We start from the raw sequence: 12,276 nt of genomic DNA on the forward strand, positions 1-12,276 counted from the left end.
GCCGGGCGCATGTTTGCAAAGATCGCCGCCTTCGAGTTCCGCTACCAGCTGCGCCAGCCGGCCTTCTGGGTCATCGCCTTCGTCTTCGGCCTGCTGGCCTTCGGCGCGGTGGCCAGCGAAAACGTCAGCCTCGGCGGCGGGGGCAATGTTCACAAGAACGCCCCGTTCGCCCTTGCCCAGGCCCATCTGATCTTCACGATCTTCTTCATGCTGGCCTCCACGGCCATCGTGGCGAATGTGGTGGTACGCGACACCACGACGGGGTTCGGGCCCCTGATCCACGCCACCCGTGTGACCAAATTCGACTATCTGTACGGTCGGTTTCTGGGCGCGTTCGCCGCCGTCGCCCTGTGTTTCACCAGTGTCGGCCTGGGCAATCTGATCGGCACCCTGATGCCGTGGGTGGATTCCGAAACCCTGGGGGCCTTCCGGCCGGGTGACTATGTCTATGCCTATGTGGTGCTGGCCCTGCCGGGCCTGCTGTTGACCTCGGCGCTGTTCTTCGCCCTGGCCACGATCACGCGGTCGATGATGGCCACCTATGTCGGCGTGGTCGCCGTCTTCATCCTGTACCTGATCGCCGAGACGGTTATTGGTGACAAGCCCGAGTGGGAAAACCTGGCGGCCTGGTTCGAGCCGTTCGGCGGTGCCGCCTACGGTCTGGTCACCAAATACTGGACGGTGGCCGAGAAGAACACGCTGCTGGCCCCACTGGACGGGGTGCTGCTGGGCAACCGTCTGCTGTGGACGGGCGTGGCCTTCGTCGTGCTGGCCTCGGCCTGGCTGCTGTACCGGCCCGCAATCCGCGGGGCCAAGGCCGGCAAGGCCGACAAGCTGCGCGCCCTGGCGGACAAGCCGGTCGCGACGTCCGAGCCGGTTCACGTCGGTGGTCTGCCGCAGCCCGGCTATGGTTTCGCCAGCGGACTGGCCCAGTTGCTGTCGCGCACGGCGTTCGAGATGGCGCTGATCTTCCGCAGCCCTGCCTATCTGGTGCTGATCGTTCTGGCCCTGGCCTTCGGCATCATCACCCTGTTCTTCACCGGCGAGATTTTCGGCACGCCGGTCCTGCTGGTGACGCGGGTGGTGATCACCGCCCTGACCGGGGCCTTCGGCCTGATCTCCATCATTGTCGCCATCTACTATTCCGGTGAGCTGGTCTGGCGTGATCGCGAACGCAAGGTCCACGAGATCATCGACGCGACGGCGACCCCGGACTGGACCTTCCTGATTCCCAAGACCCTGGCCCTGGCGCTGGTGCTGGTTTCGACCCTGCTGGTCGGGGTGCTGGCCGGCATCGTGGTCCAGACGATCAAGGGCTACACCGACTACGAGTTCGGCAAATATCTGATGTGGTACGTCGTGCCCGGCGCGACCTATTTCATCCTGCTGTCGGTGCTGGCCATCTTCATCCAGGCCCTGTCGCCCAACAAATTCGTCGGCTGGGCCCTCATGGTCGTCTATCTGATCTCGACCCTGGTGCTCGGCAACCTGGGCTTCGACCACATGCTGTACCGCTATGGGGCGAGCGTGGGCGTGCCCCTGTCGGACATGAACGGCCGGGGCGATTTCGCCACCTTCGCCGCCTGGGGCAAAGCCTACTGGACTGCCTTTGCGGTGATCCTGATGGTCATCACCTATGGTCTGTGGCGGCGGGGCACGGAGACCCGGCTGCTGCCGCGCCTGCGGCGTCTGCCGCGGCGACTGGCGGGCCCGGCGGGCGTGATCGGCGGCGTTGCCCTGGTGGCCTTCGTCGGCCTGGGGACCTTCATCTTCGTCAACACCAATGTCTGGAACGACTACCGCAGCCGCGACGCGCAGGAACTGCAGCAGGTCAATTATGAGAAGACCCTGCTGGGCTTCGAGAACACGCCGCAGCCGGCGGTGACGGATGTCCGGCTGGTGCTGGACCTGTATCCGCATGCGCCGCGCCTGACCACGCGCGGCACCTATGTGATCGAGAACCAGACTGATGCTCCGCTCGGCGAAATCCACCTGCGTTGGAACGACGATATGGAGATGGTGCGGCTGGACGTCGAGGGAGCCAAGCCGGATCGAGACTGGCCCGACTTCCAGTATCGCATCTACAAATTTGCCACTCCGATGCAGCCCGGTGAGAAGCGCACCGTCACGTTCGAGACCGTTTTTGAGCAGAGGGGCTTCAAGAACAGCGGCAACACCACCCGGCTGGTCGACAATGGCACCTTCATCAGCAATGGCGAATTCGCGCCCACGATCGGGATGGATCGCGGGAGCCTGTTGCAGGACCGGGCCAAGCGCCGCAAGTACGGCCTGCCGGCCGAGCTGCGCATGCCCAAGCTGGAAGACGTGGCGGCGCAGGCGAAGAATTACATCGGCGCGGACTGGGTCAATGCCGACATCACGGTGACGACTGACGCCGACCAGACGGCCGTGGCCCCCGGCTACCGGGTCTCCGACACGGTCACCGGCGACCGTCGTACCGCCCGGTTCGTCACCGAGGCCCCGATCCTGATGTTCTTCTCGGTCCAGTCGGCACGCTATGAGGTGACCCGTAAGGTCCATGACGGCGTGACATTTGAAATCTACCACGACCCCAGCGCCCACAATGTCGATCGCATGATGACCGCGCTGGAACAGTCGCTCGACTATTTCCAGCCGGCCTTTGGTCCCTATCAGTTCCGTCAGGCCCGGATCGTCGAGTATCCGGACTATGCCGGCTTCGCCCAGTCGTTCCCGAACACCTTTGCCTGGAGCGAGGGGCTGGGCTTTATCGCCGACTTCTCCGACCCGTCCAAGATCGACTACGTCACCTACATCGGTGCGCACGAGTTCGCGCATCAATGGTGGGCGCATCAGGTAATCGGCTCGTCGCAGCAGGGCTCGACCCTGCTGTCAGAAACGCTTGCCCAGTACTCCGCCCTGATGGTGATGGAAAAGATGTACGGGCCGGACCAGATCCGGAAATTCCTCAAGAGCGAACTGGACCGCTACCTGCGCTCGCGCGGTTCGGAGCGGCTGGAGGAACTGCCGCTGCAGCGGGTCGAGAACCAGACCTACATTCACTACCAGAAGGGCGGACTGGTCATGTATCTGTTGCGCGACCAGATCGGCGAAGAGGCCGTCAACCGCGCGCTGCGCAGCTTGATTGCCGACTTCGGCTTCAGCTCTGCACCCTATCCGCGGTCGCTGGATCTGGTTGCGGCCCTGCGCGCAGAGGCCCCGGCTGACAAACAGGCGCTGATCACCGACCTGTTCGAAAAGATCACCCTGTATGACGTCAAGACCACCTCGACCTCGGCGACCGAGCGTCCGGACGGTCGCTGGAACGTGACCCTGGTGGTTGAGGCGCGCAAACTGTACGCCGACGGCCAGGGCGTGGAGACCGAGGCCCCGCTGAACGAGACCTTCGACATCGGCCTGTTCAGCGCCGAGCCGGGCAAGCCCGGCTTCGAACCGGCCAATGTGCTGCTGATGCAGCGCCGACCCCTGCGCAGCGGCACCCAGACCTTCCGCTTCGTCACCGCGACCCGGCCGACCCATGCCGGGGTCGACCCCTACAACAAATGGATCGACCGCGAGTCCGACGACAACGTGCAGTCGGTCGACTAGGCACCGTTGCGGCCCCACGCCAGAACGGCGTGGGGTTCAGGGGCGCAGGGGCTGTCCGGCCGCGCGTTTGGCGGCGATTTCGGCATTGGCCTCTTCCAGCGCCCGGGCCCGGGCCTCGGCCGAGGCGTGGCCGATCTGGGCGTAACGGACGCGCCAGTTGTCCGCCCCGAAACGGCGCAGGAAGCCGGGGGCCCGGTCGGTATCGAATCCGGCCCGCGCCAACAGATACAGGCCGACCCGGTCGGCGTCGCGCTCCTGGGTCCAGTGATTACCGCGGGGCAGAGCGGTCGCCGGGATCTCATCCGGGTCGCCCAGCGGCTCGGGCGGCGGGCGATGCTGCAGCACATTGTGCGCCAGCTCATGACCCAGGATCATCGCCAGGTCGTCGTCATCGGCGGCATAGGCGGCCATCGTTGAGCTGATGAACACCCCCTTGCCGTCGGCGCGGGCATTGTATTCGTCAGACGGATCGACCTGGAAAAAGCTGCTGCAGGCCTGTGTGGGTTGCAGGGTCACGGTCCGGGTCGTGTCACCGCGCCGGACGTCCAGCGTCACCGGCCCTTCGGCCAGCGCCAGGTCCAGACGGACCACATTGGCGGCCAGTCCATCGTGCGACGGCGGACCGGAGCCGTCGCCCCGCTCCAGATTCTGGCCGTTGACCCGGATCAGCAGATCTCCGGCCGCCAGTCCCGCCCTCGCCGCCGGACTGTCGTCGGCCACCGCCAGGATGCCGGGCCGGTCGCCGTCGAGCCCGAACCGGGCCTCGGCCACCGGCCGCAGGGCGTCGCTGTACTGATTGGCCGCGTGCAGGGTCCAGCCGGCCACATCACGGCGTGACGCACACAGCTCGATATTGGCCGTGGTCAGCCGATAGCCGACGGCAGCGACGCGCCGGTCCAGCGAGACCAGGGCCTCCAGCCGCGCGGCGGGCTCCTGGCTGCCGGACAGGGCGGTGGCACCGCCCGGGGCGGGGGTGCTGCAGGCGGCAGCCGCCAGGCCGAGGGCGATTACCATCGCCCCCGCCGCCGCTCCGTTCAGGTTCGTCATTCGCATAAGCCGACCCTAGCGAGTGCCAAACAGCCTGTCGCCTGCGTCACCCAGTCCGGGCAGGATATAGCCGTGGTCGTTCAGCTTGCGGTCCACCGCCGCCGTCCAGATCGGCACGTCGGGATGACAGGCCCGCAGCCGCTCCAGCCCCTCCGGCGAGGCGACCAGACAGACGAAGCGCAGTTGCGTCACCCCGCGCTCCTTGAGTCGGTCGATGGCCGCGACCGCCGTATTGCCGGTGGCCAGCATCGGGTCGATCACGATGCACAACCGTTCGGCCACGTCCTCAGGCGCGCGGAAATAGTATTCGACGGCGTCCAGCGTCTCGGGCTCCCGGTACAGGCCGACATGCCCGACCCGGGCCGAAGGCACCAGATCCAGCATGCCCTCGACCAGCCCCAGACCGGCCCGCAGGATCGGCACGAAGACCAGCTTCTTGCCCTTCAGCTGTTGCCCGGTGGTGACCTCGACCGGGGTCTCGATCTCGACCGGTTCCAGCGGCAGATCGCGGGTCACCTCATAGCAAAGCAGCGTCGAGATTTCGCGCAGCAGCCGCCGGAACTGGGCCGTCGATGTGTCCTTCTTTCGCATCAGCGTCAGCTTGTGCTGCACCAGCGGATGATCGATGGCGGTGACGCCGTCGAGGGTAAGCGGAGTCGATTTCATCAGAACACCGTGCCGTCGGAAAGAATGATCAGGGGCGGGCCACCGCCGTCGCGTCGTTCGGCCGCTACGCGGCGCCCGGTCGCCCAGGTCCCGCCCTCCAGCACGCTGGCCAGCGGCATCTGTTCGGCGGTGACGCCCAGCTCGGCCCGCACCAGCGGCGCGACCTTGTCCAGCAGGGCCACGGTCATGGCGCGCCAGCCGACGACCAGCGGATCGGAGACCGGCCACGGCTTGTCGGCGTCGGTGGGGTCCTTCAACGTCAACACGCCGAGATCCATGAACAGGCCGCCGTTGCGGTATTCGGCCAGACCGGTCAGCCCGTCGAGATCGGTGACCTCGACGCCCGCTGTCTGCAGCGGCTCGACCAGAGAATAGCTGAGCCACTGCGACAGTTTGTGGATCGGCACCAGCCCGTTGGTGGCGTCGTCGCGCCGTATCGCCGGATGTCGCCAGCAGTCGCCCAGGTCGACCCCGCCCAGCGTCAGCCGGTCGCGCCAGACCGGGCCAAGAGCCTGCAGCAGTACCTCGAGGATCACCGGGGCGGGCAGGCGGTCAGCATCGTCGGCGCGATCGACCATGGCATCGAACAGCCCGCCGGGCCGGGGTTCATCCTCCAGCGCGAACAGATCCGGCTCGGCCAGACAGGCCTGACCCAGACGCCGCAGCAGGGCCGCGCGCCCGTCCAGCCCGACCAGCGGGTTCTTGGCCGTGACCTGAAAGCCCCGGGCCAGATCGTCCGCCGTCAGCATGGTCAGGGCCACAGCATCGACGCGCCACGGATCATCCTCGGTGACGGAAAAGGCCCCGGCCTGGAACATCCGCAGCGAGGCGATCGCCAGCCCCTCGGACCGGGTCAGGGTGCGGCCGGTGCGCGTGTCGGTATAGGCCCAGCCGGGGCCGGACCCTGCGTCCAGCAGCACCGAGACGATGGCCAGATCGAACTCGGTCCGGGCCCGCGAGGCCGGGTCCAGCCAGTCGCGCGCTTCGGCCGCGGGGCCCCACAGATCGACCCCATCGACGCTGAAATGGCGCCAGCGCGCGTGGAAGGGCACCGCAAGGCTGGGGTACTGATCGCGGATCACCGCGGCGACGGCCGTGGCCACGGCGGGCAGGCGGGCCAGATCGACGCGCCAGTGTTCCAAACTGCCGGCCACGCCGATGTCCAGCATTTCATGGGCCCGTTTACGCACGGCGGCGGCATTCAGCAGGTCCATGGCTAGCAGGCTGGGTGCCTGCACCGTTTCAGAACTGCTCAAGATCGCGGCCCACTACACGGGTCAGGTCGTCGGCCGACGGCGGGGCGTCGGGGGTGAAATAGCCGGCCGCCTTCTTGGCCTCCATCTCGACCGAGGCATCGGGCGGAACCAGATGGTCGGGGATCGGCACCCGCTCGCCAATCTCGATGCCCGAGCCGGTCAGGGCGTTGTATTTCATGTCCGACATCGACACGAACCGGTCGATGCGGGTGATGCCCAGCCAGTGCAGGATGTCGGGCATCAGTTGCTGGAAGCGGGCGTCCTGGACCCCGGCCACGCATTCAGTGCGCTCGAAATAGGTGGCCGCCTGGTCGCCGCCCGGCTGGCGTTTGCGGGCATTGTAGACGAGGAATTTGGTCACCTCGCCCAGCGCCCGGCCCTCCTTGCGGTTATAGACGATCAGACCCGCCCCGCCGGCCTGGGCCTCGCGCACGGCCTCCTCGATGCCGTGGGTCAGATAGGGCCGACAGGTGCAGATGTCGGAGCCGAACACGTCCGAGCCATTGCACTCGTCATGGACCCGGCAGGTCAGGCGGCGATGCGGGTCGGCGATCGCCTCGGGGTCGCCGAAGATATACAGGGTGATGCCCCCGATCGGCGGCAGGAACACCTTGATGTCGGGCCGGGTGACGAGGTCGGCGTACATGCCGCCGGTCTGTTCGAACAGGGTCCGGCGCAGGGCCGTCTCACTGACGCCGAAGCGTTCGGCGATGCCGGGCAGGTACCAGACCGGATCGACGGCGGCCTTGGTTACGGCCACGTCACCGGTCTCGAATACAATTTTGCCGTCGACCTTCAGCCGCCCCGCGGCGATGGCCTCGCCGATCTCGCCCAGCTGCAGCCGGGCCCGGGTCACGGCGATGGTCGGGCGGATGTCGACGCCGTCGGAGATTTCGGTGGCGAACGCCTCGGCGACCAGATGGCCCCAAGGGTCGAGCGAGACGATCTTGCCCGCGTCCGTCCACTGCGGGAACGGCCCCATGATGTTTGTCGGCGCGGTATTGGTCAGGTCCGGACGGTTGTTGGCGCTCATCGCCCCCGACGACACCGCCAGGGCGCGATAGACCGAATAGGCCCCGCCGTGCGCGCCGATGGCATTGCGGTCGCTGCCCGAGTTGACGGTGCCGACGACCGGCCCCCGTTCCTTGGCCGTGGCCGCGCCCCATTCCAGCGGAAAACGCGACTCCGTGCCCGCCCCGGGATGGGAGTTCAGTCGGATGTGGCCGGTGCGATTGGATGACATGTTTCCTGCCTCATGCCCGGCTGTTGTTTTTGCCCTGTGCCGGACTCGCCACGAGACTCCCCGGCGAGCGGTCTGTCCAGAGGCATTTACCGCCAATTTCGGTTCTTCGGATGTCGTGGCGGGTCGACAGCGCCCGGTTGTCTGGATTAGGGATTGCAGTCGGTTCTGGCCGTTTCACCGATACTTCTCAAACCGACCTGCTTTTCGGGATTCCCCCACCATGATGCGCAAAGTTTCGATCGCCCTGCTCGCAACTGTCCTCGCGGGTTGTGCGGGCACCTCACGCGAGACGGCGGGGGTCAGCACAATGACGGCGCTCGCCATCATGAATGACGGCCCGGTGGAGGTGGTCAACAATGATATTGGCGTGCTGGACCGGCTGGATGTCATCGTGTTTCAGGTGCCGGATCTGACCTTCGTTGGTGAGAACGGGGTGCGGGTCGACGCATCGGGTCTGATTGAAATGCCGCTGATCGGATCGCTGCAGGCCGCCGGTAGAACCCCGTCGGAGCTAGGAACGGACATTCGCACCCGACTGGCCAGTCGTTACCTGCAAAACCCTCAGGTGACGGTGCGTGTCGCAGAGGCGGGAAATCAGAAGATCACGGTCGACGGTGCCGTTACCGAGCCCGGTGTCTATGAGACGAAGGGGCAGACGACCCTGTTACAGGCCGTGGCCATGGCCAAGGGCGCGACGCGAGTCGCTGATTTGACCAGTGTAGCTGTGTTTCGAACCGTCGAAAATCGACGGATGGTCGCAGTGTTCGATCTGGACGCCATCCGTGGCGGTTACGCGCTCGATCCGGTACTCCAGGGTGATGACGTCGTTGTTGTCGATACTTCCCGCTTGAGCTCGATCATGAGAGATGTTCTTGCAGCGGCCCCCGCTTTTGCAAGCTTCTTCTACTACGCTACTACGCCCTGACGAAGCGCGACAGGCAGACTTGTCCGCACGCGATCGGGCTGGGTCGGGGGAAGGCTCCTAGCCGTGAATGGTCTCGCCGTGTTCGGCGTAGTCCAGCCCCTCGATCTCGGACTCCTTGGTCACCCTCAGGCCGGTGGTGTATTTGCACACCATCAGCACGACGAAGGTGCCCACGGCGCTCCAGCCGATTACCGCCGCCAAGCCGATCGCCTGCTTCAGCACACTGGCTCCCGCGGCGGCCGGGTTGATTGCCGTGGTCGCCAGCAGGCCGGTCAGCAGGGCTCCGACGATGCCGCCCAGACCATGTATGCCGAAGGCATCGAGACTGTCGTCGTATTTGAACAGTCGCTTGAGCCAGACCGCGCCGAAATAGCAGGTCGGCCCCGAGATCATGCCGATGATCAGCGCCCCCTTGGGGTCAACCAGACCGGCGGCCGGGGTGATACCGACCAGACCGCCGACCAGCCCGGACAACAGGCCCAGAAGGGTCGGGCGTTTGCGCTCGATCCACTCCACCGCCATCCAGCCGAGGGCGGCCGCGGCGGCCGCGACGATGGTATTCAGGGCGGCGACGGCGGCGATGCCGTCGGCGGCCCAGGCCGAACCGGCGTTGAAGCCCATCCAGCCGACGAACAGCAGGCCGGTACCGATCGCCGTATAGGCCAGATTGTGCGGGGCCATATTGTCTCGCCCGAAGCCATGGCGCGGACCCAGCACCAGGGCACAGACCAGACCGGCGACACCGGCGTTGACGTGCACGACGGCACCACCGGCGAAATCAAGCACCCCCAGGCCGCCCAGATAGCCGCCGCCCCAGACCTGATGGCAGATCGGCGCATAGACGATCAGGTGCCACAGCCCGAAGAACAGAAGAGAGGCCGAGAATTTCATCCGCTCGGCGAAGGCCCCGGCGATCAGGGCCGGGGTGATGATGGCGAAGGTCAACTGATAGGCGACCCACAAGAACTCGGGCAGGCCGGGGGCAAGGGCGTTGGCCGTGTCGATGCGCACGCCGTTAAGGAAGGCGGCCTGCAGACCGCCGATCACGCCGTTGACGGCGGCTGGCCCGGTGCCGAACGACAGGCTGTAGCCGACGATGAACCAGAGCACGGTGACGATGGCCAAGGCGGCGGTCGAGTGGGCGATGGTGGCGATGACGTTCTTGCGCCGGACCATGCCGCCGTAGAACAGGGCCAGACCCGGCAGGGTCATCAGCAGCACCAGGGCGGTCGAGGTCAGGATCCAGGCCGTCGCCGCCCCGTCGATCACCAGCGGGGCCTGATGCGCCAGAAGCGGGGCAGGCACCGCTGCCGCAGCTCGGCCGGCCAGTCCCGCCAGTCCGAGCGCCATTGGGATGAGGACATTTCTCGATCGTATCATGGCTGCGAACTCGGCTTGGGAAGCAGAAGTGCGGGCCGATCCCGGTCAAGGGTGGCATCACATCGCCATGAAAGACCATGAGTCCCGTGAGGGCAATTCATTTTGTGTGCGGCGCAACATGGCCAGTAACGCGCACATTTTCCTTGATTTTGGTGAAGGTCGCGTACGGATCGTGCGAGTTAATTGTGCGCAGCACAATATCATTGCCCCGATTCCACGGTTCACGGCCGTGCCGTTTCACGCATCGGTGTGCACGGTGGGGCAACAAGGGTCGTTTTCCAGGGAAACGCTCCCGCGCGGGAGTTCAATGAGTGTCGTAGAAGTCCCGATACCAGTCGACGAAATGTCCCACCCCGACATCGATCGGGGTGACGGGCGCATAACCCAGGGCGGTTCGGGTTTCGGTGATGTCGGCCTCGGTGCGGATCATCTCGCCGTCCTGGGCCGGCAGGACATTCAGCTGCGCCTTGCAGCCGAGCTTGTCCTCGAGCACCTCGATGTAGCGCTGCAGCCGTTCCCGGCGGCCGGCCCCGAGGTTCAGGATACGCCAGGGTGCGACGCCGCTGGTTGAGGGGTCGGGCACCGCCGCGTTCCAGGTCGGATCGCTGGCAGCGGGGGCGTCGAGGGCCGCGATCACCCCGTCAACGATGTCATCGATATAGGTGAAGTCGCGTTCCATCTGCCCGTCGCCATAGACGTCGATCGGCTCGCCTTTCAGGATCGCCCCGGTGAATTTGAACAGGGCCATGTCTGGCCGTCCCCACGGTCCGTAGACGGTGAAGAACCGCAGGCCGGTGCAGGGCAGGCCGAACACATAGGCATAGGCATGGGCCATGGCCTCATTGGCGATCTTGGTGGCCGAATAGACATTCAGTGGGTGGGCCACGCCCTGTTTCACCGAATAGGGCAGGGTCCCGTTGGCCCCGTAGGCCGAACTGGTCGAGGCGAACACCAGATGGCCGACGCCGACGTCTCGACAGCCCTGGAGCACGCTCAGAAAGCCGACGATGTTGGAATCGACATAGGTCTCGGGGTTCTCGACGCTGTAGCGGATTCCGGCCTGGGCCCCGAGGTGGACGACGCGGTCGGGCTGCTCCCCGTCGAACAGGGCGGCCATGCCCTCACGGTCGGCCAGGTCGAGGTGATGGTGGCGATAATTTCGATAGGCCGTCAGCTGCGCCAGCCGGGCCTCCTTCAGCGACACGTCGTAATAGGCGTTCATATTGTCGAGGCCGACGACCTGTTCGCCGCGCGCCAGCAGGCGCAGGGCGGTGTGAAAGCCGATGAAGCCGGCCGAGCCGGTGACGAGGACAGGACGGGTCATGCGAATCGGAACGCCTTGAAGCCGGAGCGACGCGGTCGGAAGGCCGCAGCGTCTCGATAGCCCCGCCGGGCACAAGACGCCACATCGCAGGCCGGAACGGAGCCCCTGACAATTCTGTCAGTGAGGCTGCTGCTGGAGCCGATTGGCTGGTAGCCTGTGCGTCGGTGAAGGAGACACGATGGCGATGGTGAGAGCGGCGCGAGGTTTGGGTATCCTGTTGGCCGTGTGCCTGTCGGTCGCACTGGCGGCTTCTCCGGCGGCGGCGGCGGTGACGGCCACCTTCCATGCCCATAGTGGAAACAAGATTCGCGGCGGCTGGCTGCTGTTTCCCCATGCCTATGTGACCCTGACCGGTACGGTCGACGCCACCGGCGAGGTTGTCGACGAGGCCGTCGGATTTACGGCGAAATATCCGGGGCCCCAGCTGCTGATGTTTTCAGGACCCGGCGTCGTCGAACGCCCGGACGCCCTCTATCTATCCGAGGGGCGGGCCTATCTGACGCTGACGCTCAGTGACGCCGTGTACGAGGCCGTGATGGCGCGGATCGCTCACTGGGGCAGTCCGGAGGGCTCGACCTACAGCCTGTGGCGTCGGAACTGCATCAACTTCATCGCCGACATCGCCCGCACGGCCGGCCTGTTGACCGCGAAGGAGGACACTCTGAGCCCGAACGGCTTTATGACCGGCACGGTGGCGCTCAATCCCGCGGCGGCCATCAACCCGGTCGAGGCGGGCATGACCGAACAGGACGGCGTGGCTGAAACCCCGGCTGAGGCAGGGGCCGCCGAAAGGGGGCGTTAATGATACTGTGGCGAACGTGGAACCCGATGACTCACAGAAAGGGCC

Annotated in this window: 9 protein-coding genes; 3 read left to right on the forward strand and 6 right to left on the reverse strand. The window is 66.0% G+C overall.

From position 1 onward, the window contains the following. The first annotated feature begins 9 nt into the window (after positions 1-9). Complete coding sequence (locus tag AAC067_RS04255; protein WP_339929901.1) at positions 10-3,588, forward strand: M1 family aminopeptidase; 3,579 nt, start codon at positions 10-12, stop codon at positions 3,586-3,588. A gap of 36 nt (positions 3,589-3,624) precedes the next feature. Here the strand turns inward: AAC067_RS04255 and AAC067_RS04260 are convergent, their stop codons facing one another. From AAC067_RS04260 to AAC067_RS04275, 4 genes are read right to left on the reverse strand one after another with little or no spacing between them, the layout of a single operon-like run. Continuing rightward, the gene (locus AAC067_RS04260) at positions 3,625-4,635 is read right to left on the reverse strand and encodes a M48 family metalloprotease (RefSeq protein WP_339929903.1); all 1,011 of its coding nucleotides are present in this window, start codon (positions 4,633-4,635) and stop codon (positions 3,625-3,627) included. A gap of 15 nt (positions 4,636-4,650) precedes the next feature. After that, entirely contained in the window at positions 4,651-5,301 is a 651-nt protein-coding gene (gene upp, locus AAC067_RS04265) for a uracil phosphoribosyltransferase (protein WP_339929905.1), read from the reverse strand. Then, positions 5,301-6,557 (reverse strand): URC4/urg3 family protein, encoded by a 1,257-nt coding sequence (locus AAC067_RS04270; protein WP_339929907.1) that lies wholly within the window; start codon positions 6,555-6,557, stop codon positions 5,301-5,303. The genes upp and AAC067_RS04270 overlap by 1 nt, the downstream gene beginning before the upstream one ends. Continuing rightward, complete coding sequence (locus AAC067_RS04275) at positions 6,544-7,800, reverse strand: GTP cyclohydrolase II (RefSeq protein WP_339929909.1); 1,257 nt, start codon at positions 7,798-7,800, stop codon at positions 6,544-6,546. Before AAC067_RS04275 ends, AAC067_RS04270 begins: the two co-directional genes overlap by 14 nt. Before the next feature lie 220 nt (positions 7,801-8,020). On the opposite strand from AAC067_RS04275, the gene AAC067_RS04280 reads away from it, so the two are divergent. Then, on the forward strand, positions 8,021-8,725 hold the full coding sequence (locus AAC067_RS04280; RefSeq protein WP_339929911.1) for a polysaccharide biosynthesis/export family protein: 705 nt from the start codon (positions 8,021-8,023) through the stop codon (positions 8,723-8,725). Positions 8,726-8,782: 57 nt separating this feature from the next. Here the strand turns inward: AAC067_RS04280 and AAC067_RS04285 are convergent, their stop codons facing one another. Then, a complete protein-coding gene (locus AAC067_RS04285; RefSeq protein ID WP_339930885.1) occupies positions 8,783-10,075 on the reverse strand; it encodes an ammonium transporter in 1,293 nt (430 codons plus the stop codon). A gap of 334 nt (positions 10,076-10,409) precedes the next feature. After that, entirely contained in the window at positions 10,410-11,429 is a 1,020-nt protein-coding gene (locus tag AAC067_RS04290) for an NAD-dependent epimerase/dehydratase family protein (protein WP_339929913.1), read from the reverse strand. A 178-nt stretch (positions 11,430-11,607) separates the two neighbouring features. Between AAC067_RS04290 and AAC067_RS04295 the strand changes: the two genes are divergently transcribed. Then, positions 11,608-12,231, forward strand: a complete 624-nt coding sequence (locus tag AAC067_RS04295) for a hypothetical protein (protein ID WP_339929915.1) — start codon at positions 11,608-11,610, stop codon at positions 12,229-12,231. Positions 12,232-12,276 lie beyond the last annotated feature (45 nt).

This window comes from uncultured Brevundimonas sp., from assembly GCF_963977465.1.
GTDB lineage: Bacteria > Pseudomonadota > Alphaproteobacteria > Caulobacterales > Caulobacteraceae > Brevundimonas.